The organism is bacterium 336/3, from assembly GCA_001281695.1.
Lineage (GTDB): Bacteria > Bacteroidota > Bacteroidia > Cytophagales > Thermonemataceae > Raineya.
In genome coordinates this window covers 3,897,366-3,920,120 of the sequence record LJIE01000001.1, presented here as the reverse complement: position 1 = coordinate 3,920,120, position 22,755 = coordinate 3,897,366, and the positions used below count along the sequence as shown (strand labels likewise).

Genomic DNA, 22,755 nt, shown 5'->3' with positions numbered 1-22,755 from the left:
CTCACTATGTTCGGAATGACTAAAAGAAAAACCTAATTACTTGCAAACTCTTCTTGCAGATTGCGTAAATCTACAGGTACAAGTTTGGAAACACCAGGGTCTTCAGGGAACATGGTTACACCATACATAATATCCGTTGCTGCCATGGTTCGTTTGTTGTGGGTCACAATGATAAACTGAGATTGCTCCGAAAATCTACGAATAATTTTTGTAAATTTATCTACATTCGCATCATCCAATGGAGCATCTACCTCATCAAAAATACAGAAGGGGGCAGGCTTAATCAGATAAATGGCAAATAGGAGAGAGGTCGCTGTCAGCGTTTTTTCTCCTCCTGAAAGCTGATTGATGGTCAAAGGGCGTTTTCCTTTGGGTTTGGCAATAATATCAATGGGGCTTTCGAGTGGATTATCAGGGTTTACGAGTATCAAATCGCAGGTGTCTTCTTCTGTAAACAAAGACCTGAAAACTGTCTGAAAGTGTTGTCTGATGGCTGCAAACGTAGTCAGGAAGTTTTCTTTGGCTACTGTATCAATTTCATGGATGGTTTCAAGAAGAGAGTTTTTAGCTTTTACTAAATCATCTTTTTGAGCTAAAATAAAATTATTTCTTTCACTGATTTCTTGGTATGCCTCCATAGCCATTGGGTTGATAGCTCCAATGGTATCCAAAACATTTTTGAAACGCTGTACTTCTGCTCTGAGTTCTTCTTCTGTTTTTTCAGAAATTTGAAGGTTTTCTTCATTCATCAGAACATCTAAATCCACATTAAACTCCACAGAAAGGCGTTCTTTTGTACTTGCAAAAGCAAGTTTGGTATCATTGATTTTATTCTGAATTTCAGAAGCCAAAGAGTCCAGATTTTCACGTTTACGTTGGAGTTCTCGAACTTCTTTTTCTTCTCTGTCTATATTTCCTCTGGCTGCATAATATTCTTTTTCTGCCTCGTTTAGGCCTTTTTCCATGTCATCTTTTTGCTTGTACATATCTACAAGGCTGTCATCTTGGCTTTCAGCAATTTCTTCAAGTCCTTCTATTTCAATACTTACTCTTGAAAGTTCTTCGTTGTTTTTTTGCAAACGATTTCTCAAATTTTCTACACCACTTTCATTGAATTTCATTTCCTGTTCGATACTCTGAACACGGTTTTCTTGTTGATGGTAACGCAAATTTTGCTGATTAAAAACTCCTGATTTCTGTGAAAGTAAATCATTTTCTTTGGCTAAAAACTCAGCTTGAGCATGATTATTTTCTTGTAAAATCTTGAGTTCTCTCTCAAGATTTTCTATTTCAGGTTGTAAATTTTTAAGCTCTTCTTTGGCTTTTTCTAATTTATTTTCCAAATCTTCACTTTTTTCTCCAGTGTTTTCAATCAAGCTTTGGAGTTGTTCGGTACGGGTACGAAGCGAAATAAACTGTTCGTTTTTCTTATTGAAAAGCACTTGTGTTTCTCTGATTTCATCTTTGTACGAAGCATTTTTGAGTTCCTGAATTTCTGCTTGTTTAGCTTCAGTTTGTTCTTTAATATCTTGTATTTCAGACTCTAATGTTTCAATTTCAGTTTTAAGAATCTCAAGTTGTTTGGTTCTTCCAATGGTTTTACCCTCAAAAGCACCTACTGAACCTCCAGAAATACTTGCATTTCTGCTGATAATTTTTGCGTTTTTAGCAACAAAAACAGCTTCTGGGTTTTTCTTTTGAAGATTTTTCAACTCAGACTCTTCAGCTACAAAAACATTTTGAAATAGATAAGTAAAAAGGTTTAGGTACTTTTTGTCAAATTCCACAATATCCATGAGAGCTTCTGCTCCTGAAATTTTGGAAGTGTTAGCTTTTGTATTTTTTAAGTTTTCTAAAACAAAGAAATTTGCTTTTCCTTTTTTAGCATTGAAAAGCAAATCAATAGCTCCTAAAGCTTGCTGGCTCGTTTCAAGAACATAATAACCCAAAAGATTATCTAAGAATGCTTCTACGGCTGGTTTATAAACATCAGCACAAGTAAAAATGTCAGAAAGTAAAGGCGTATTGGCATCAAAATCTGGATTTTTCTTTAAAAACTTAATGGCATCAGGAAAGCCTTCTAAGTTTTCTACCAATGATTTTGTTAAATTGTATTCGTTCTTTTTAGCATCTAGTGTTCTATTTTTAGCAATCAAGATTTCTTTAAGACTATCATTTTCATCTAATAAATCTTGTAAACGACTTTGTAAATCGTTTTCGTCTGTTTGGAGGCGTTCAAGCCCATCTCTGAGTTCCTGTAATTCTTCTCTACAATCTGCTAATTGTTCTTCGTATAAAGCTAAATCTTCGTTTCTTTGGGTACTTTCTGATTTACTTTTAACAAGTTCTTGTTCCAAGCCTACAATTTGAGCCTGCTTAATCTCATAACTTTTAGTTAAGGAAAAAACTTGCTGTTGCTTGGTGTTCAGGTTTTGTATAAGGTCTTTGTTTTCGTGTTGTAATGCTAGTGTTTTTTGTTGTTGAGCTTCATATTCAGCCTTGATAGTTTCAAGCTCAATCCACGATTCACGCATCATTTTTTCAGCAGAAGTACGTTCTATCTGTAAATTACTGATTTGATGTGTAAACTCTTGTTCACGTTCTTTATCCTGAATAATCTGTTCTATGAGTGATAGCCTTTTTTCCCCAAGCATTTTCACTCGTTCATTCTTGATTTTCTTTTCGTTTTCGTATTGTCTGATTTCGTTGATAAACTCATTGACAGATTTTTGACGAGAAGAAACCGTTTTTTCTTTTAGAATTAAATCAGTTTTTTCTTTTTCCAAAAAAGCCTCTTTTTCAAGAATTTGCTTTTGTAAATTGATTTTTAAATCTGTTTCCTGATTGAGTTGCCCAGCTAAATGTAACATCAATTCACGTTTATCGCTGATGCTTTTTTTAGCAAACTCAATGCTTGCTAATTTGTATTGTTCTTTGGTTTGAAAATATTTTTCAGTTCTCTTTGCCTGTTTTTCAAGCGTTTTGAGTTGCTTATCAAGTTCAAATAATAAGTCTTCTACACGAGCCAGATCTTGGTCGGCATCTTCAAGTTTTTTAAGAGTTTCTTTTTTACGAACTTTAAATTTTGAAATACCAGCAGCTTCTTCAAATAGATTTCTACGAGAATTTTCTTTGTCATTCAGAATTTCATCTACCATTTTAAGTTCAATAATGGCATAACTATCTGAACCAATACCTGTATCTAAAAAAAGATTGGTAATGTCTTTCAGCCTACATGTAACCCCATTGAGTAAATATTCACTATCACCAGAGCGATACAAACGGCGTGTAATGGTTACCTCAGAATATTCTGTAGCAATAATATTTTTTGTATTTTTAAATGTTAGAGAAACTTCTGCCAAATGCAAAGGCTTACGTTTGCGTGTACCGTTGAAAATGATATTTTCCATTTTGTCAGAACGCAAGGCTTTTGTTTTTTGCTCGCCAAGCACCCAACGAATCGCATCCACTACATTCGACTTCCCACAACCATTTTGCCCTACAATACCTGTTACCCCTTCATCAAAATTGATAACAACTTTATCTCCAAAACTCTTGAAGCCCTTGATTTCTAACTTGGTTAATAACATTTTTTTCTTGAAATGAAATTTTAGAGTGCAAATTTACAATTATTTTTTTAGATTTGAATCGTATAAACGTCTGAAAAAAATGGATAACATTTTTGAATATCTGCCTATTATTGTAGCTGTTTTGGTATTTTTAGTAAGATTATTCTCTAAAAAACAACCCCAAAACCCCGAACCAACCAATACTCCAGCCGAAACAGGAGGATTTGAGGATTTGCTTAAGCAAATCACCAAGCAGATTAATGAAGCTAAAGAACAACAAACTACTACCACTACTCAAGAAAAGAGCAAAAAAATACCAACTATTCAAGGTGATGTAGTTGGTAAAGAGAAAGGTTTAACTGAAATAGAGAGAAATAAAGACCAACATTTTAAACCTTATGAAATTAAAAAAGAAACTAAAAAAGAAAAACAAGTAACTATTTCTAAATATACCCCTGAAAGCCAGGTTAAAGAAGTTTTTCAAGGTGAAAAAGGATTAACTAAACAACAAAGGGCAAATATAGGAAAATCAAGTGCCTACCAAATCCATAAGAAAAAATCAAGTAAGTTTGCCAATATTTTAAAAAACAAAGATACATTTAAGAATGCTTTGATAGTAAATGAACTTCTCAATCGAAAACATTTTTAAGCATTTTAACAACCATCTTGATAAACCATATTTTTTGTGAAAAACATATTTAAGATTTTTTTATCGTATATTTTACCTTTGGGCATTGGTATTGCCCTTTTTTATTTTGTGGTTCTGCCTAATGTGGACTTTGCTCTTATCAAAAAAATATTCTCTGAAGCAAATCCACTCTGGATAATCCTTTCTTGTTTTTTTGGACTTGTAAGCCATTGGGCAAGAGGCTATCGTTCTCGAATGCTCTTAAAGCCACTGGGTTACAATGTTGGCTGGTTTACTTCATTTTTGGCAGTGATGGTGGGTTATTTGGCAAATTTGGCTTTGCCAAGAGCTGGGGAAGTAGTTCGTTGTGGCTCACTTCAGAAAATGGAAGGTGTTCCTGCTCAAATTACCTTTGGAACAGTTGTTACGGAGCGTATCATTGATGTAATCATTCTTTTTTCATTGGTTTTATTGGTTTTAGTTTTAGAATTTGACAGAATCAGTAATATTCTTTTCGGATTCATCAGTAAGGTGTGGAGTGGCATTCCTTCAGATAAAGTTTATTTGGTAATAGGTATTTTAGGCTTTTTGATGATTGCTGGAGGGATAGGGATTTATGTTCTCAGAAATAAGATCAGAGTGTTTTTTCAGAGTAAAGTGGGAGCATTTTTAAAAGGAATTTGGGAAGGAGTCTTGAGTATCAGAAAACTAGAAAACAAATGGAGTTTTATCGCTTTTACAATACTTATTTGGGTTTTGTATTATCTGATGGCTTATGTATTATTTTTTGCAACACCCGAAACGGCTGTGCTTACACCTGTACAAGGTTTAGCAATATTGGTAATGGGCGGAATAGGTATGGCAATGCCTGTACAAGGTGGTGTAGGGGCTTATAATATTTTGGTAGGAAAAACACTCGAAAGCTATAATATTGTAAAAGATGCTAAACAAAATATTGTGTTGAGTAATACAATCAGCACATTTATGCATATTGTTCAAACGCTTGTTATCCTTGTTTTTGGAGGAATAGCCTTTATACTAGTTTGGTTTATTCAAAAGAAAAAATCAGAATAAATAATATAAAAAAAGAGGCTCTATTTTTTTAGAGCCTCTTTTTTTTGTATTAATGATCATGTCCATGTGGTCCATGAACATGCCCATGAGCTAACTCTGAAGGGTCTGCTTGGCGAACGCCCAAAACTTCTCCTTTGAAGTGTAAACCAGAACCAGCCAAAGGATGATTGAAATCCATTTTTATAAATTCGTTGGAAACTTCTTTAACAATACCAGTCATTCTATGACCTTGACTGTTCACCATTGGAATGGTATTACCTACTTGAAATGTTTCGTTATCAAAATTTCCGTTTTCATCAAAGAAAACATTTTTTGGAATATCAACCACTGCACTGGGGTCAGGTAAACCATAACCATTTTCTGCTGTAATATGAAAATCAAACATATCACCTACTTTTTTCCCTAAAAGATTTTGTTCAAAATCAGGGAGCAACTGACCTATACCCACGATAAACTCAAGAGGTGAATCATCGGTTGTTTGTTCTATGAATTTTTCATTACCAGATATTTCTGGAGTGAAAAGTTGGTAACTAACAGTTACCACATGATGTTGAGAAATAATCATGATGTTGTTTTTTATATTTAAAAATGTATTTGCTATTTTTTTGCTCCAAACCAACTTTCTATACTGGTGGAACTTTCTATTTTCTTTTCCATATCATCAGGTAATAATGAAAGAAAATCTAAGCCTGTTTGTTTTTCAACTTCATCAATACTTACTTGATATTGTTTATATTCCTCCTTTTTATTTACATTCGGAACGATGAAGGCAATGGCTTTTTGTTCTTTTTCACTGAAAATAATTTTAAAATAAGCAGGAGGGACAGAAATTTTATTTTTTCTACCAATTTTCGGCATATTTTCACCAAATACAGGTCCTGAAATAACATAAATTTCTTTCTTTTTTTCACACCAACGTCTTGTTTGTTCTTCTAAAAGTCTCCACGTTTCTCGATTACACAAAGGGCGTTGTGGACTCATATTGCTCATATAGAATGTTTCAGTCATCATCGTATGATTTCCTGTAAAATCACCAGCAGGAGCAAGGTGCCCTCTATCATATCCTGAACCATTATAGTCTGCATGAACAGCCGAACCTGTAGTTACTTTGGGGTCTGGTTCAAAACGTTCATCTTTTCTATCTACATTTTTTTCTAAGTTTTTTTTGCTCATTTTATATGCTACCCAACGAGCTTGTTCATATTCTTCTACATAAGCCAATGTATAATAAGTATGTTTGATGATTTCATCTTTATAAGATGATTGAGGGATTTCAATGTTTTCATCATTGGTATAAGAAGGTTTCTTTTTTTCTTGGTTTGTATTTTTTTGATTATCAACTTCAAACTCTTTTTCAATTTCTTTTTGGGATTTTGTAGAAGAATTAGATGTCTTTTTGGAGAAATAATCTACTTTCCAGTTATATAATGTGCTAGTAATACTTTGATTAGGGAAAACATTTTCTATTGCTCCAAGAGTTGATTTTAAGATTTCATTTGATGCAAAAACATAAAACAATAAAAAAGATACCCCGCCAAAGATTAAAAAACGAGTAGTATAAGTTTTTGCTTTACTAATTAAAGGATTTGCCATGTTCTATAAATGGGTTCTAAAAAACTGCAATTTAAAAAATATCTATTGAAATTCTTGAATTTTGTTTCCAAATCATAAATTTACATTTTTGTTTTTATTTTTATGCAGTTTGGCTGGACAGATTTAATACAATTTTTTAGCTTTAATAAAGAAGCTCCGTGGGACTTTTTGCAACCATTGTTTTGGGTTTTTTTCTTAATAGCCATTTTTTTCTATAGTTTGATTTATAAGAATATTTTTATCAAAAACCTTTGGTTATTGATAATTAGTTTGTTTTTCTATTATAAATCAGGTGGTTTTTACTTTTGGCTGTTGGTTTTTAGTACTATTACAGACTTTTACTTTGCTGGATTTATGGAGAAAGCAAAGTCAAGAGTGGGGAAAACCTTTTGGCTTGTTATGAGTCTTGTTTGTAATTTAGGATTATTAGCCTATTACAAGTATGCTTATTTATTTACAGATTTTATCAACTATGTATTCCATACCAATTTTGTATCAGTAGATTACTTAGCTAAATTATCCAATTCACTCACAGGTAGTAATTTTGATATTACGCAAATTATATTGCCTGTAGGTATTTCTTTTTATGTTTTTCAAACACTTAGTTATACCATTGATATCTATCGAGGCAAATTAAAAGCTTTGGACAGTATTTTTGATTTTGCATTATTTGTTACATTTTTTCCACATTTGGTAGCTGGTCCTATTGTAAAAGCAGTAGATTTTCTACCACAAATTAAAGCCCCTTATCAAGTATCTAAAGATGATTTTAATAGAGCTTTAATTTTGATTATAGGAGGGCTTACCAAAAAACTAATTGCAGATTATCTGGGTATCAATTTAGTAAACCGAATTTTTGAAAACCCTTTTGCTTATACAGGTTTCGAAAATTTGATGGGAGTGTATGGTTTTGCTATTCAAATCTATTTCGATTTCTCAGGTTATACAGATACAGCCATTGGGCTTGCCTTATTGTTCGGATTTCGACTGAGTATTAATTTTGACCAACCCTATAAGGCTGGTAATATTACAGATTTTTGGCGAAAGTGGCATATTTCGCTTTCTACATGGCTTAGAGATTATTTGTATATATCTCTTGGTGGGAATAAAAGAGCTTCTTGGTTTACATACCTAATGCTTCCAACTTTTCTGGTGATAGCCCTTTTTATTGATGGATTTGAGTGGGCATCTGTTGGGTTTATAGCTTTAACCATGCTATTTTGGATAATTTGGCTACAAAACTACAAAGATATGTGGGGATATGTAGGATTACATATCATGGTATTTTGGGCAGGGTTACTTTATACTCAAAAAGCTTGGGCTTCTTTGTATTGTATTGCTTTTGTATTTTTGATGTGGCTTTCAGCTATTTGGAGTAAAAAACGTAGAATAGCTCTCAGTACGGATGCTAATTTAATGCTTACCATGCTTTTAGGAGGGCTTTGGCATGGGAGTCATCTGCGTTTCATTATTTGGGGGGGCTTGCATGGTTTGGCTTTGGGGGTTCATAAATCTTGGATGGAATTCACAAACAAAAAAGATTTTTTTCAAAAAAATAAAATATACATATTTTTAACACAAATACTAACCTTTCATTTTGTGTGTTTTTGTTGGATATTTTTTAGAGCTACCCCTATCAGCATCAATGGAAATGAAGAATTGGATGCTTTGGTAGTTGTTAGAACCATGTTAGAAAAAATAGCCTATTCATTTCAATCACAACTGATTATACAAATTTTGATAGGTTATAAAAATGTTTTTATACTCTTATTTTTAGCCTATTTTTTACACTTCATACCTCAAAAAAGTAAGAAATACATACAAAACTTATTTGTTAAAACTCCAGATTTAGTGAAGGCTTTTTTTGTTTTTTTGTGGATATTCTTTGTTTTTGTTCAAATAAGAGCATCGGGTATACAACCTTTTATATACTTTCAGTTCTAAAAGGTACATACGCAAAGCTGGTGTTCATGAAAAAAAAATTGTTTATCTTCATATTTTTTATAAATTTGTATGCTAAATCAAAACTATTCTATAAATAATATGTTTGATTAGTAAATAAAAATGAGCACCAATACCTTTAAACTTTTCATTCTTGAAAATAATAAGCTATGATGATTTCTGCTGAAAAAATCCAAAATTGGTGCAATGAAAATATTTCGCCTGTTTCTTGGCAGAGAGTTGTTGTAAAATCATTGCCTCAATTAAGAGAATATGGTTTTGAACTTTCTGACTTGATGAACCCTGTTGCAACATTAAGTGTTGTCTGAGGATGCTTATGTAATTATAGCATCTTGTGTAGAAGAATTGTACCAAACTCAGTTAGTAGCAGAGTTGGTTTTTGTTTAAAAATTTAATAATAAAATTATGGCAAATGCATTGAGCATAAAAAAATGGTGTGATGAAAACATTTCACCTGTTGCATGGCAAAGAGTAGTTATGAAAAATTTAGATTTGTTTAGAACTAAAAGCTTAGGTTTGGCGGATTTAGAAACTCCTGCCAACACCATCAATTTAGAGAATGAATTGGTAGAAGCTGTAAAAAAAACAATTCAAGAATTATATAAAATGGAACTACCAGTAGCTGTGTTGGCTTAGCATTGTGCTGTAAATCAAAAAAATACCTAATCTTAAAGCCTACTTAGTTATCAAGTAGGCTTTATCATTTTGAAAATCAGGACTCATCTAATGCAAATTTTGAGAAAAAATTTGTACAATGATTTTTTCTTTGTACCTTTGCACTTCAAAAATTAAAATAATCCAAAATTTATTAATAAATGCCTACTATACAGCAACTAGTAAGAAAAGGAAGGGAAGTAAAGAAAGCGAAATCCAAGTCGCCTGCTCTTGATGCTTGCCCTCAAAAGCGTGGCGTATGTACAAAGGTATATACTACTACGCCTAAAAAGCCAAATTCGGCTTTGCGTAAAGTAGCCAAAGTACGCTTGTCTAACCAACAAGAAGTAATTGCCTACATTCCAGGTGAAGGTCATAATCTTCAAGAACACTCAATCGTTTTGATTCGTGGTGGTCGTGTGAAAGATTTACCTGGTGTTCGTTATCACATTGTACGTGGTGCATTAGACACTGCTGGTGTGGCAAATCGTCGCCAACGCCGTTCTAAATATGGTGCAAAACGCCCTAAACCAGGACAGGTAGCTGCGACTGGAAAAGGCAAACCCGCAGGTAAGAAAAAATAATTTAAAGATTTAGTAATCAATGATGCTATGCATCTCTTGGAAATTAATTACTAAATTCACAGGCTAAAAGCCAACTTCATTTAAAATTATAATGTGAAGAACAACAGCCGATAGAGTTTCGGTTGAGTAACTACAACAAATATGAGAAAAGCAAAACCTAAAAAAAGATACGTATTACCTGATCCTAAATTTAAGGATACTCTGGTAACCAAGTTTGTAAATAGCTTGATGTACGATGGCAAGAAAAGTATTGCCTATACTATATTTTATGATGCCATTGATATGGTAGCTGAAAAAACAAAAGAAGATGGCTTAGAAGTTTGGAGAAAAGCATTAAACAATGTAATGCCTAGTGTAGAAGTAAGAAGCCGTAGAGTGGGTGGTGCTACTTTTCAAGTACCTACAGAAGTTCGCCCTGATCGTAAAACTTCTTTAGGCATCAAATGGCTTATCAAATATGCTCGTATGCGTAACGATAAAACCATGAAAGAATGTTTATCAAGTGAAATTATAGCAGCTGCTAAAGGTGAAGGTGCTGCTGTGAAGAAGAAAGATGATACTCACAGAATGGCAGAAGCTAACAAAGCATTCTCTCATTTTAAATTCTAATTTCATTATTTATATATACTCATAAAACCATACAACAATGGCTGATTTAAAGTATCTCAGAAATATTGGTATCTCTGCTCACATCGATGCAGGTAAAACAACCACTTCTGAGCGTATTCTCTACTATACTGGTAAAACGCACAAAATTGGTGAAGTACACGAAGGTGCTGCAACAATGGACTGGATGGAGCAAGAGCAAGAGCGTGGTATTACTATCACATCGGCTGCTACTTCTACCCGTTGGAACTACCCAACTGTACAAGGAGAAATGACACCAGATACTAAAACTTTTAGCATCAACTTGATTGACACCCCTGGTCACGTGGACTTTACTGTTGAGGTAGAACGTTCTTTGCGTGTATTGGATGGTGCTATCGCTTTGTTCTGTTCTGTTTCTGGCGTTGAGCCTCAATCTGAAACAGTTTGGAGACAAATGGATAAATACTATGTGCCTCGTATCTGTTTCGTAAACAAAATGGATAGAGCTGGTGCTGACTTCTTCAAAGCTGTTAAGGAAATTAAAGAGAAATTAGGTGGTAATCCTGTTCCTTTGCAAGTTCCCATTGGTGCTGAAGAGACATTTAAAGGTGTAGTAGATTTAATTACAAATCAAGCAATTGTATGGAATGAATCTGATGAAGGAAGAACCTTCCAAGTGATTCCTATCCCTGAGGACTTAAAAGAAGAAGTTGTTCAGTGGAGACAAAACTTGGTAGAGGCTGTAGCTTCTTACGATGATAAATTATTAGAGAAATTCTTTGAAGATGCAGATTCTATTACTCCTGAAGAAATGCGTGCAGCTATTCGTAAAGCAGTAATTGATATGACAATGCAACCTGTAATGTGTGGTTCTGCCTTTAAAAACAAAGGTGTTCAGACTTTATTGGATGCTGTTTGCGAATTCTTACCTTCTCCATTAGATTTACCTCCTGCTAAAGGTATCAACCCTGATACAGAAGGTGAAATTGAGCGTAAACCTGATGTAAAAGAGCCTTTTGCAGCTTTGGCATTCAAAATTGCAACTGACCCTTATGTAGGACGTTTGTGTTTCTTCCGTGTATATTCTGGTGCTTTGGACGCTGGTTCTTATGTATTGAACATGCGTACTGGTAAAAAAGAACGTATCTCTCGTTTGATGCAAATGCACGCTAACAAACAAAACCCTATTGATAGAGTAGAAGCTGGTGATATTTGTGCTGGTGTTGGTTTCAAAGATATCAAGACAGGTGATACACTTTGTGATGAAAACAGTCCTATTGTTTTAGAATCAATGAGTTTCCCTGAGCCTGTAATTGGTTATGCTATTGAGCCAAAAACACAAGCTGATGTAGATAAAATGGGTATTGCAATTGCAAAACTTTTAGAAGAAGACCCTACTTTGAGTATTTTCACTGACCAAGAAACAGGACAAACTATATTACGTGGTATGGGTGAATTGCACTTGGAAATCATCTTAGACCGTATGAAGCGTGAATTCAAGGTTGAAGTGAACCAAGGTGCTCCTCAAGTAGCTTATAAAGAAGCTCTTACAGGAACTGTAGAACATAAAGAAGTTTATAAGAAACAATCAGGTGGTCGTGGTAAATTCGCTGATATCGTATTTGAAATCGGTCCCCGTGAAGATGATAAAGCTGGTTTGGAATTTGTAAATGATATTGTAGGTGGTGTGATTCCAAGAGAATTTATCCCTTCAGTTCAGAAAGGTTTTGAAGCTGCTATGAAAAACGGTCCTTTGGCTGGTTATCCTATTGATTCAATGAAAGTTCGTTTGTTCCATGGTTCTTACCATGATGTGGACTCGGATTCATTCTCTTTCGAGATGGCTGCATCTATTGGATTCAAAGAGGCTGCTAAGAAAGCTACTCCAAGATTGATGGAACCTATCATGGGTGTAGAAGTAGTAACTCCTGATGAGTTTACTGGTCCTATCACTGGTGACTTGAACCGTAGAAGAGGTTTAATGAAAGGAATGGATACAAAAGGTGGTGCTCAAGTAATCAAAGCTGATGTTCCTTTATCAGAACTATTTGGTTATGTTACTACTTTGCGTACAATTTCTTCTGGTCGTGCTTCAGCAACACTTACGTTTTCGCATTACGACTTCGTTCCTCAGAACTTTGCAGATAAAGTAATTGCTGACGTAAAAGGAGCAAAAGCTAACTAAGATTATACAAAGTACAGAGCCTTAAAACTCTGTACTTTTCAATATTAAAAATACTTTTGGAATAAATGACGCTTTCAAAAGTGTTTTATCAAAACAGCGTCTATCATTTGATACAAAAGAGTATCTGTAACTCAAAAAAAAATGAGCCAAAAAATTAGAATTAAATTAAAATCTTACGATCACAACTTAGTAGATAAATCTGCTGCTAAAATCGTGAAGGCTGTGAAAGACAATGGTGCTGTAGTAAGCGGACCAATTCCTTTGCCTACTCGTAAAGAAATCTTTACAGTATTGCGTTCACCTCACGTAAACAAAAAATCTCGTGAGCAATTCCAACTTTGTACTTACAAAAGATTGATTGATATTTATTCAACAAGCCCTAAAATTGTAGATGCTTTGATGAAATTGGAGTTACCAAGTGGTGTTGATGTAAAAATTAAAGTATAATTTTTTTGGATTGTAAATGTAAGTTCCTATATTTGCAATCCAATTTGGACTCGTAGCTCAATTGGATAGAGCATCTGACTACGGATCAGAAGGTTTGGGGTTCGACTCCCTACGAGTTCACAAAAGTGCCTCTACGTTCAATAGAGGCACTTTTTTTGCCTAAAATTTGAAAAGGTATCTAAAAAAGAGAAAATTTTTAAGCCCTTAAACTACTATAAATGAGTAATTTAAGGGCTTCATATTAATAATTCACACTTTGAATTTTAAATTGCGGTAGTTTTGTTATAAAATATTGATTATGAAATACTTACAAAGCTACTTTTTTAGCATCAAAAAATCATTAAAATCTTTATAATCCTGATAAGATCCACGACAATCTATCACTTGGAAAAATTGGCTAAAATGGCTGGTGAGTTGGTCAGTTGCTTTACTTCCTGCGGAGTCATTATCTAAAAACAAATAGACTTTTTCAGTATCAGGAGTGGGTACTTCGAGTATTTTCTCAGCTGTATTGATTGTGTGTAGAATGATGACATTGGATTCAATAAGCTTCTTGAAATAGGTCATGGATGCTAGAAAATCAAACATACCTTCAAAGATACTCCATGTTCTATATTGTGGATTTTTAATGATGGTAGCATCTTTTGAACCCAAACAGTAGTATTTGCCTGATTTACTATTTTTTACTTCAAAGCCTCCACTTTGATTCTCCATACCTATTCCAAAGTAACTTTGAGGTTGATTCTGTGAGGTTTTGTAATATATTTCCTTCAGATATTTTTTTGCAAACTCAATGTTTATTTTACGTTTCTCTACATATTTAATGAAGTAAGGATTAGATAGGGGCTTAATACTGTCTACTTTAAAGTATTTCTCCTGAGGTTCTTTTTTAGATAGTACAGGACTGATAAAGGAAAAATTCTTTTCCAAAATCATATCCACAGCCTTTGGGAAGCTGATGTTTTCTAAAAGCATGAGTAGATCTATGACTGAATACTTCTTTTCTCCACTTCCATAGTCCCAGAAAGTATTGGTAGCAGGATAGACATAAAAACTGGGTTCTTTTTCAGTCCTCAAAGGGTTTTGATATAAGAGTGTACCATTTGACTCTCTAATAGGCTGGTGTCCGTAATCACTGAGAAGTTCTCGGATAGGATAACTCTTAGCTTTCTCAATTTCAGATATTGGTTTCATAAAGTTATAATAGATTTATAGTGATTTAATGAGTGTAAAATATTGGTTATCAGTGTTTTGAAATATGAAAAATACAAGTATTTATTTTTTGTAAAGTATTAATAATCAGGATTATAATTTTCTAATTCATCGCTAAATCAAGTGTTACTAAAATACTACCCTCCCTATATATTTTTCTCCATTTCTTAATGCACAGAGGTACAAAACTGAATATCAATATTTTATATAAGGAACAGGTAAAGAACAATCAGTTATCATAAGGAACAAGAGGTTCTAAAATTTATAAAAAAAAGATATAATATGTTGATTATTAAGATTTTAATTATAAGTATTCATAAAGCACTATAACGCACAAAAAATATTCTCTATCATTCAAGTGGAATTATTACGCATAAAATATTCATAATCAGGTGTGTGCCTTATGTTTTTTTTTGCTAAATATTCATTATCAGTATTTTACTGTTTTTGTGTCTTATAAACATGAAATGTTATTTATGTGTTGTTTGTCTAAAATATTGATACTCAGATTTGTGCCTCTGTTCTTTATTATTCTTTAAAAAATAGGGAGAGAGGGGTATATATATAATATATAAAAACCATTATGGGTTTTTCTTTTATCAGCCTTAGAATGGCTCAAATGCAATTAATTCAAGAAACTCCTTTGGATTAACAGGATTTCTCCTCTTTTCCTCTTTCACCTTTAGCTTCTTGTAAGCACAATACTTTTTGAACCATACTGTGAAGGTTCTTTGCTTTAACTTTTCATTTTCATCAGGATTTTGATTCTTGAACTCATTGAATAATTCTTTTTTATCGAACCAAGCCTGCTTTGTAATAGATTCTATAAATTCTTCTGACTTCAATTCTATCCATTCAAAGAACTCGATGGAAGTTTCATTTCTTATCTTTCTGATGGGGAGGCTGGTGTTTTCAGGTTCTTGGAGTCCTGTATTGAAATATTCTTTGATACACCAAAACATGAAATTGTAGAATTTATTCCATTCTTCTTGATCCCATTCTTCAAAAAAGATATGTCCAAATTCATTGATAGGGGAGTGCCTATCTGAGAAGTAATTATCAAGTTCAAACTCTACTACTCTATCTCTGTCTGATGCTCCCTCTATACGCAAAGGCTTATTAGAACTGATAATCATTCTGGGCTGTATGATAAAAGGATTTTTGTTCTTTTTTTCAACGTTTAAGCCCTCTGTAATATCATTATAGAGAGCTTCAAATTGAAAGTTATTTCTGGCATCATTAATATGGACTATTTGAGTGTCTAGCTGACAACTTTGATATTTATGCTTGTTTTTGGGATCAAAGTCTTTTCCTGCTATTTCAGTATAAGATTTTAGCTTGCCAAGCGATTTAGCAAGGAGTGTTTTACCTGAGCGTCCATTGTTGGAATCTTCCAAACTGCTGTCTGTAAAACATACAGATTTCCTTTTACCATGCCTATAATTATGTAGTAAGTAGCCCATGAGTGAAGCTAACTGTCGAACTCTTGGATCATCTTGTTTAGAGATAAATGAAACAAACTTTGAGAAAACACCATTCTGAGATAATTCCTTTTCATTGATGGCTTTTATTGTAAGTTCTTTATTTACAATCTGATTTTTCCAAATAAATCCATGTAGCTCTGAATAAGGTTTAAGCTCAATCTTGTCCTTATCCACACACACATATCCATTCTTAAAGAAAAAAAAGGCTTGTTCTTTGGTATCTTGAACAAACATTAAAGGAGTATTGAGGTTTAATCTTTCTAATTTTGACTTGGATAGATAAGAATCAATACCAGCATGTAGTTTTTCGAGGAGTTCATCTCTAGTTAGATTTTTTTCTAATTTGGAAGGCATCTTTTCAATATGAGAAAAAAATACATCTCTGATAGTTTTTTCAGATACTTCTCTGACTATGTTGTTCTCAATATGTACAAATGTATGGGCATCATTGTCCAAATCATGTCGATAATAGCCTAATCCTTTCAGAATACTAATAATTCTAAGATTGCTGATTGTAATCTGTTTGGCTTTATTTTTTTGGATATGTACAGTCCAAAACTTTTCTTTGGAGAGTAAAAAATCTTCACTATTTTCTGCTTTTTCTTGGATTAACTCATTGTTTTCCATATTTTTACAATGTTTTTGCTAAATGTATCTTAAAAGCCTTTCAAAGAGTCGAGAACTTGAAAGGCTTTCTTTATTGGTTTTGATTTTGAGCTATTTTTTTCAATAAAAGAGTTTGCTCTTTCATTAAAGCAAGCATTTCATTGGGTTCTATATTCGGGACTTGGGGCGTTTCCTGTGGAATATTTATCAGATGAGCAGTTTCTGCCAAAACACTTTCATTCAAAATTTTCGCATAATGTCTTTGAGTCGTAGAAATGTTCTTATGTCCTAACATTTTACTTACCACCTCAAGGCGAATGCCTGAATAAAGCCAAATCATGCCAGCAGTTCTTCGTCCAGAACGCATGGTTACAGTCTTAGCATTGGGAACACCAACCATTTCACAAAGAATCTTTATTTTCCTATTATAAATCTGCTCAGTCCCTAGGGGCAGTTGATAGTCGTATCTTTCCAAAATGCTTTTGGCTTCAAGAAATACTGGAATGTGTTGATAAGAACCTGTTTTTACTCGTGGTTTAGCAAAAACCTTTGTTCCATCATTAGAGGTTATAATATGCTCCTTTGGCTTGAAGGCTAGGCAGTCAGACCATAAAAAACCTGTATAAGCCATAAAAACGAATAAATCACGAACTTTTGAAAGCTCGCTATCATTGTGTTTGGATAAATCCAAATTAATGAGGTCTTTTAATTCATTCATCATCAAGTAATGCGTTTCGGAGGCATCGCTCTTGAATTTCCTATACTTAGGAATCATCTTACTACAATAGCCTTTTTGCAAAGCATATTCATTACCTTCTGTAAGAAACTGAATGTATTTTTTGAGGTAGGTATTTTTCTTGGGTGATTGAATTTTTTTTGTAGTAAAATTCTCCTCACGCAAGAATTTTATCATTTTCTCTAAGAATGAATAATCAATTTCATCAAAACTGATTCGTAGATTATATATGCTTTCAAAATACCTTTTGATATTGTTTATCTTAGTCTGACTCCTTGTTTTACTCTGAGGCTTTATGATGCCTTCTGAGAGCTTCGATTCAGTAAGTTCTGATAGAATGTCAAGTACAGATTTTTGATGCTTTATAGCATTGTTTATGTGCTTTTTTAGATAAAAGTCTTTAAGTTCTTGAGGTGTAAAAATGGTTTGTTCATGTTCATTTTTCATCTTCAGATAATCAAAGCATTTTTGTAAGTCAGCTTTGATGCCTCCTAGTTTCTTTTGAACTTGTACTGAGTTCTTGCCTTTTGGCTTTCCATTCAACCACTCTTTGTCATTTACCTTGATGCCTGTACTAAAATTGGCTTTTGTACTATCAAAATAGATTTGACAGTACAAAAAGCCGTTTTTATGACGTGAGTAGGATATATTTAATTTTTTCATAGACATATAATAAAATGGGATTTGAGCTTCATAGTGTAATATTTAGACTGTTCTTTGTTGGTGAATGTATTTAAGTGTTTCATTGGGATTTTTCAGGAGGTTTATCACATCCACATCAGATGTTAGTTAGTTCTTAACCTCCCCCGCCTATAGGCGAGAGGTTGAACACTTTTGTTTCTTTTAAAGAAATTTGGCAATATTCCTGAACTTCTCATTTCTTTTGGAGAACTTTTGACATGAAACAGCTCAAATCAGGAGGTTCGAACCTTTTGAACTCTGAAAGTAAAAGTACCTGAGAGATTACCTCTCTGATATGCTTGGGTTGCCTTGCAAGTTTTACCCAGAATACTTGCTTTTTAGGCTTTTTTTTCATTTTTTTGAGAATCATTGTTACAAACAATTTTAAGTTTTACGAGACCCAACTACTGCGAATGGTTGGGTTTTGTGTTGTAAAGAGGCAAGCCCTCACTATATCCGTTCTTTTGAACGCTACCTTAATCATTGAAATCAAACCTTTTAGGCTCATTTTCCTTCTTTTCAAGTTCCAAGGCTTTAGCCAAAAGTTCTACCACTACAATTCGCATAGTAGAATTGGGCATACCTTGTTTTTTCCTCTTTTGACATATTTCCTTGATTTGGTCATCCATCACAAGAGGAATATGCACGTTCAGATGTTTTACGTTTTCCATGATTTCTTTATTAGAAACAAGTTTATTTTTACGTTACAAATGTTGTAAATTTTAAATTAATTTCAAATTTTTAGCAAAGTTTCTTTAAAAAAACTTTATTTCTATATTTGCACTATGGAAAAAGTTTATCGTAAAATAAAGGAAATCAGAGAATTAAAAGGATTAAAACAAGATGACTTGGCAAATCACTTAGGTTTAGTCCGTTCAAGCTATAATAAGATTGAAAATGGGAAAACGGCACTCACCATAGAGAATTTGCAAAAGATTGCAGACTTCTTGGGTGTTGGTGTTAAAGAAATATTATTTGATGAGCAAAGTTCGCAAGCCACTATCGAAAAAGATAAAAAAATAAGGGAATTAGAGCGAGAAATAGAATATTTACGCTCTGAGAAGGAAAAAATGGAGATTATGGCAGAAACCTCATCTTTGGTAATTTCTAATGTTTTAAGCAATACAATGATCAAATTTAAGAAAAGTAAGAACCAAACCTCTGAAAATTATGCCAAAATATACACTAATGAACTTGAAAAAGAGTTATCTAAATATAATGTTTCAATAAATAAAAAAACTTTGCAAGGCATATTGTTAAATGCTTTGCCTAATCCAGAAGATGAATCTTAATATCACCGCAGTTTTACCAATAAATAAACCCGCTTATTGCGGGTTTATTTGTATTACTCTTCAATTTCCTCTTCTACCACTTCTTCCTCGTATTCTTTTTCATAAAAAATCTGATACATTTCTTTAAACATATTCTCATGAAGAATATTCGGAGGATAAACATCAGCAATTAAATCATATTCAGGAGAAAGAGAAATACTTTTTGATTTGATTGTAGAGAAAAATACAAGAAAATAGAACTCTACAAATAATTTGAATAATGGCAATCTAAAAACATCTATTTTCATATCCTCTCCAAATTCTATATAACGACAAATAGCTGAAGTGATGCCTACTCTTAATTTATCAAATTTATCCTTTTTAAAATATTTTGGATATATAATGTAATTCTCAATATCAGATAAAGCAAATACTATATGTTCACGTATATCTCTTGGTATCTTGTTTTGAAACATTTCAATATCTGTTTCACTATTTTTATGCGAGGTTTCAAAGGTGTTTCGAAACGTTTCAAATTCTTGTTTCAATTTTTGAAATTTCTGTTCCAACGTTTCACTTGTTTCATAAAGTTCTTGCTCTATTGTTTCATCCATTTCATGAAACCCCGCTTTTCTAAGAACTCTAAATACTTTTGTTTTATTTGTTCCAAGTTGTGAAGCTATTTCATCATAGGAGAAACCTTGATTTCTTAGTTCCACTATTTGTTCTTCTAATGTTTGTTCCATAGTTATAGGTTTTAAAGTGATTAATATTGCAAATATAATATATAAATACTTGATAATCAAATATTTGTGTAAATATTTGTAATAAAATTTCATAACTATCTGATTTTATAAAGTTTTAAAACTGATAAAAGAATAGTTTTTAAAATGATATGTATAAAAATTGTTTGGTGTTTGATATATCTTTTTTTTAATTGATATAATTTATAATCAATAACTCATTTTAATTAAATGATAGAAACAGATAGACTAATCATAAAACCATTGACTTACGACCAGTTAGTTAAATATGCTAAATGTGACAACTCACTAGAGGAAGAACTGAATCTGAATAGAACATCAAGAACGATTTCAGAGGAGTTAAAAGAAGCATTAGAAAATACAATACTCCCAAATGTGGCAGATCATACAAAGAACTATTTGTATTCAACTCTTTGGACAGCAATTTCAAAAACTGAAAACAAAATGATTGGAGACTTATGCATAGTTGGTGAACCAAATGCAGAGGGAGAAATAGAAATTGGATATGGAACCTATGATGAGTTTCAGGGACAGGGATATATGACAGAAGTAGTAAGAGGAATGATTGAGTGGGCAAAAACACAGCAAATCGTAAAAGCTATGATTGCTTCAACAGACAAAACAAATATTGCCTCATCGAAAGTACTTGAAAAAAATGATTTTATTAAAATAGGAGAGACTGAAACATCATTTAATTGGAAGTTAATAATAAGGCATTAAATAGCCATTCAATGAAACTTATTTCAATAAGATGGAAAGGTTCATAAAATAGTTTTATTACATTCTAAAATGACACAAAGATTAAAAATACTGACTTCTTATTATTTTATCATTGGATTGATAATTCTTCTTTTAAACGATTTTGTTCTAAAAGAACTTTATGGGAATTGGTTGACAGGAAAACTCTCAGACTTTGCGGGTCTCTTTATATTTCCACTATTTTGGACATCACTATTTCCAAAATATAAGAAAGATATATTCTGGTTTACTGGAGTTCTTTTTACTCTTTGGAAATCACCTGCTAGTCAAATATTCATAGATTTTTGGAATGATATAAGACTTTGGTATTTACAAAGAACCGTTGATTATACGGACTTAATGGCACTACTGATTTTGCCATTTGCATTTCAGATAGAAACAATTAAAGAAAGATTAGTTACATTACATCTAACACCTTTTATTCCTCTTGTGATTTCTGTATTTGCCTTTATGGCAACTAGCAAAGGAGAAGTTACTTGTTTTGATAAAGATTCAGCAGTATATCATATTAAGCACTTTTCACGAGACAGCTTAATTTCTGAATTGAAGAATAGTGGATTAAATATTAGTTTTTCTCATTATCACGATACTAAGTATTATGATGAGCATTCTGAAATAAGGAATCTTAATGATTCAATTACTAATCTAGTAATACTAATCCGAGACTTTAATAGATTTGATAGTACTGTTGAAGTTTCATTAGGTTGCTGGAGTTATGTAAATTTAAATCATAATCCTGATGGAAGAACTCTTAAAGCACAAAGGGCATATGTTAAATCAGTGTTCGAAAAGAAAGTACTTAAGAGAATTAATAAAAATATACGATAATATAGGTTGTAGTCAGTACAATTTGAAATATTTAAGCAACTAAAAACTTTAGTGTTGGGAGAATCTTAAAGTTTCAAAAGCTCATTGATGCAAATTCTGAAAGATTACCATTCTTCTGCGGATTTTAGAAAAATAAACAGCAGATAAAATTCTTACTTCTTTTTATCAGTCTACCATACAAGAATATCTAATGTGTATTAACTTTCTGATTTACCTATAAAAATGTATATTGCTTTAATATATAAGCTATTTGTAATGCTATGAGAACACTAATACGAATATTAATACTTACAGTTCTGACATCTCTGAATTTATTTGGACAAAATAAACTACCGAAAAATTTAAAACAAACTGTACAATATCTGGATAAAGATTGTTCAGAAGACTTGAAAACTAAAATTAAATCAATTCACGAAGATAGCCTTATTTATGCAGTTTATCCATTTGCTGAACAAGAACCATACAAAAATTATAAAACGATATTTAATTGGACAAGTTACGAAAACGGAAATCCAGAAATCACTAAATATTTAGAAAGAAAAGGGATTTATGAATATCATTCTAAAGTATTACTGTATGCATTTCGACAAAAATTACTAAATGGAAAAATTAATGAAAAGGAAATACTTAATAAGTTTTTAGAGCAACAAAAAAGATTAGATGCAAAAAATAAAATGAAGTATGTAACAGACACACTAGATGGAGTCTATATCCCTAAAAATTTGGAGGACTGCTTCAATCAAATTGATACTTTCTGGAATGATAGCATAAAAATTCAAGTAAAAAGTCTTAAAGAAAAAGAATTTGGAGGAAGAGTTCATTTCGGATTTGGAACGTGGATGAGAAATAACTGGCGTCTTTGGGCAGGTTCCAGACTTTCAGAATATTTTAACAATTTAGGAATTTATCATCCTGATGATATGTCTGGAATTATTTTAGAAAGTTATCATAGATATTTAAATAACAAAGAGATTAAACTTGAAGAACAAGTAAAATACTATCAAGAGTATTGGGATGACTCCAAAAAAGCAGAATTAAAAAGAAATCAAGATGAGTTTTCGGAATATAAGATAGGGGATACACTTGAGTTCAATTACAATAAGGGATATGTAAGTAAAGAGCAGGAAAAT

General features: G+C 32.5%; 18 protein-coding genes, 1 tRNA gene and 2 pseudogenes. 13 read left to right on the top strand and 8 right to left on the bottom strand.

The genetic code is table 11. The features are described from left to right. Positions 1 to 32: 32 nt before the first annotated feature. A complete protein-coding gene (locus AD998_18375; GenBank protein ID KOY87838.1) occupies positions 33 to 3,590 on the bottom strand; it encodes a chromosome segregation protein SMC in 3,558 nt (1,185 codons plus the stop codon). Positions 3,591 to 3,669: 79 nt separating this feature from the next. On the opposite strand from AD998_18375, the gene AD998_18370 reads away from it, so the two are divergent. Further along, on the top strand, positions 3,670 to 4,218 hold the full coding sequence (locus AD998_18370; protein ID KOY87837.1) for a hypothetical protein: 549 nt from the start codon (positions 3,670 to 3,672) through the stop codon (positions 4,216 to 4,218). A gap of 36 nt (positions 4,219 to 4,254) precedes the next feature. After that, a complete protein-coding gene (locus AD998_18365; GenBank protein KOY87836.1) occupies positions 4,255 to 5,271 on the top strand; it encodes a hypothetical protein in 1,017 nt (338 codons plus the stop codon). A gap of 49 nt (positions 5,272 to 5,320) precedes the next feature. Here the strand turns inward: AD998_18365 and AD998_18360 are convergent, their stop codons facing one another. Both AD998_18360 and AD998_18355 read right to left on the bottom strand, forming a co-directional pair. Beyond that, a complete protein-coding gene (locus AD998_18360) occupies positions 5,321 to 5,836 on the bottom strand; it encodes a hypothetical protein (GenBank protein KOY87835.1) in 516 nt (171 codons plus the stop codon). Between the two features lie 32 nt (positions 5,837 to 5,868). After that, a complete protein-coding gene (locus AD998_18355; protein KOY88277.1) occupies positions 5,869 to 6,549 on the bottom strand; it encodes a hypothetical protein in 681 nt (226 codons plus the stop codon). A gap of 417 nt (positions 6,550 to 6,966) precedes the next feature. On the opposite strand from AD998_18355, the gene AD998_18350 reads away from it, so the two are divergent. The 7 genes from AD998_18350 to AD998_18320 all read left to right on the top strand — a co-directional run bounded on the left by AD998_18350 (position 6,967) and on the right by AD998_18320 (position 13,407). Next, entirely contained in the window at positions 6,967 to 8,808 is a 1,842-nt protein-coding gene (locus AD998_18350) for a hypothetical protein (protein ID KOY87834.1), read from the top strand. 423 nt (positions 8,809 to 9,231) lie between these two features. Beyond that, a complete protein-coding gene (locus tag AD998_18345; GenBank protein KOY87833.1) occupies positions 9,232 to 9,462 on the top strand; it encodes a hypothetical protein in 231 nt (76 codons plus the stop codon). Positions 9,463 to 9,641: 179 nt separating this feature from the next. Then, entirely contained in the window at positions 9,642 to 10,064 is a 423-nt protein-coding gene (locus AD998_18340; protein KOY87832.1) for a 30S ribosomal protein S12, read from the top strand. A gap of 141 nt (positions 10,065 to 10,205) precedes the next feature. Next, a complete protein-coding gene (locus AD998_18335; GenBank protein ID KOY87831.1) occupies positions 10,206 to 10,673 on the top strand; it encodes a 30S ribosomal protein S7 in 468 nt (155 codons plus the stop codon). 37 nt (positions 10,674 to 10,710) lie between these two features. After that, positions 10,711 to 12,837 (top strand): elongation factor G, encoded by a 2,127-nt coding sequence (gene fusA, locus AD998_18330; protein KOY87830.1) that lies wholly within the window; start codon positions 10,711 to 10,713, stop codon positions 12,835 to 12,837. 141 nt (positions 12,838 to 12,978) lie between these two features. Continuing rightward, positions 12,979 to 13,284 carry a 30S ribosomal protein S10 gene (locus AD998_18325; protein ID KOY87829.1) on the top strand — a complete coding sequence of 102 codons (306 nt, stop codon included), beginning with the start codon at positions 12,979 to 12,981 and terminating at the stop codon, positions 13,282 to 13,284. Between the two features lie 46 nt (positions 13,285 to 13,330). Next, a tRNA-Arg gene (locus AD998_18320) sits at positions 13,331 to 13,407 on the top strand. A gap of 192 nt (positions 13,408 to 13,599) precedes the next feature. Here AD998_18320 and AD998_18315 read toward each other — a convergent pair. From AD998_18315 to AD998_18300, 4 genes are all read right to left on the bottom strand, one after another. Then, positions 13,600 to 14,478 (bottom strand): hypothetical protein, encoded by an 879-nt coding sequence (locus tag AD998_18315; protein KOY87828.1) that lies wholly within the window; start codon positions 14,476 to 14,478, stop codon positions 13,600 to 13,602. A 623-nt stretch (positions 14,479 to 15,101) separates the two neighbouring features. After that, positions 15,102 to 16,607 (bottom strand): hypothetical protein, encoded by a 1,506-nt coding sequence (locus AD998_18310; GenBank protein ID KOY87827.1) that lies wholly within the window; start codon positions 16,605 to 16,607, stop codon positions 15,102 to 15,104. Positions 16,608 to 16,677: 70 nt separating this feature from the next. Beyond that, on the bottom strand, positions 16,678 to 17,991 hold the full coding sequence (locus AD998_18305; GenBank protein ID KOY87826.1) for a hypothetical protein: 1,314 nt from the start codon (positions 17,989 to 17,991) through the stop codon (positions 16,678 to 16,680). A gap of 488 nt (positions 17,992 to 18,479) precedes the next feature. Further along, positions 18,480 to 18,674, bottom strand: a complete 195-nt coding sequence (locus AD998_18300; protein ID KOY87825.1) for a hypothetical protein — start codon at positions 18,672 to 18,674, stop codon at positions 18,480 to 18,482. A 114-nt stretch (positions 18,675 to 18,788) separates the two neighbouring features. Here AD998_18300 and AD998_18295 point away from each other — a divergent pair. Beyond that, a pseudogene (locus AD998_18295) lies at positions 18,789 to 19,016 on the top strand (hypothetical protein). Between the two features lie 332 nt (positions 19,017 to 19,348). On the opposite strand, the gene AD998_18290 reads toward AD998_18295, so the two are convergent. Next, entirely contained in the window at positions 19,349 to 20,020 is a 672-nt protein-coding gene (locus tag AD998_18290) for a hypothetical protein (GenBank protein ID KOY87824.1), read from the bottom strand. Between the two features lie 228 nt (positions 20,021 to 20,248). Between AD998_18290 and AD998_18285 the strand changes: the two genes are divergently transcribed. From AD998_18285 to AD998_18275, 3 genes and pseudogenes are all read left to right on the top strand, one after another. Beyond that, positions 20,249 to 20,758, top strand: coding sequence for a GNAT family acetyltransferase (locus AD998_18285; GenBank protein ID KOY87823.1), 510 nt, complete (start codon positions 20,249 to 20,251; stop codon positions 20,756 to 20,758). A 69-nt stretch (positions 20,759 to 20,827) separates the two neighbouring features. Beyond that, positions 20,828 to 21,625: a hypothetical protein gene (locus AD998_18280; protein ID KOY87822.1), complete on the top strand. Its 798-nt coding sequence runs from the start codon at positions 20,828 to 20,830 to the stop codon at positions 21,623 to 21,625. Positions 21,626 to 22,347: 722 nt separating this feature from the next. Then, positions 22,348 to 22,590 (top strand): annotated as a pseudogene (locus tag AD998_18275) (hypothetical protein). The last annotated feature ends 165 nt before the right edge of the window (positions 22,591 to 22,755 follow it).